This window comes from Pseudomonas sp. EL_65y_Pfl1_R83 (genome assembly GCF_963970695.1).
GTDB lineage: Bacteria > Pseudomonadota > Gammaproteobacteria > Pseudomonadales > Pseudomonadaceae > Aquipseudomonas > Aquipseudomonas tritici.
Map to the genome: position 1 here is coordinate 1 of NZ_CAXAQI010000261.1, position 514 is coordinate 514.

Below are 514 nucleotides of genomic sequence, written 5' to 3' on the forward strand. Positions count from 1 at the left end.
GCAATATCTGACCTTATCGGCTTGGTAGCAAACGGAGGTGGATCGTCGAAATCCAGGGTTGCTTCAATAAATTCTGCAACCCTTTTGCTTGCAGCCACATTTGAGGAGCTCATCCGAGAAATGGGTCGGCAGTTTGCACGTGAGATCGTTTCGCGAACGGAAAATGTAGCGGATTTGCCTCGTAAGTTGATCGCTACAGCTTGGAGGCGAGGATTAGAGGACATGGCTCGTGCCAAAATCGATACGGGCGGCACATCCACGCCTCTCCTACACATCGCTACGGATGCAAGGTCTGAATTCGATGCGATATGTAAATTTCTGGAAGGGGACAGATCTCAGAATATTTACAAGCACATTGCTCACAACGACAATAATATGCGTCCCGACCAAATCAATACGATATTTAAAATATGCGACCTAAACAATATTTGCAGTAAGATTTCGGAGACGGAATTTCTAAAGCATCATTTAGCTGAAGATGATGGCGCGCGCGCGCATTCAAAATTTTTGACTG

Annotated in this window: 1 protein-coding gene; it reads left to right on the forward strand. The window is 45.9% G+C overall.

Annotation, left to right across the window (positions count from 1 at the left end; all coding sequences use genetic code 11):
• Positions 1-84: 84 nt before the first annotated feature.
• The coding region (locus AACY08_RS28750) for a hypothetical protein (protein WP_339472479.1) at positions 85-514 on the forward strand (430 nt) is incomplete at its 3' end.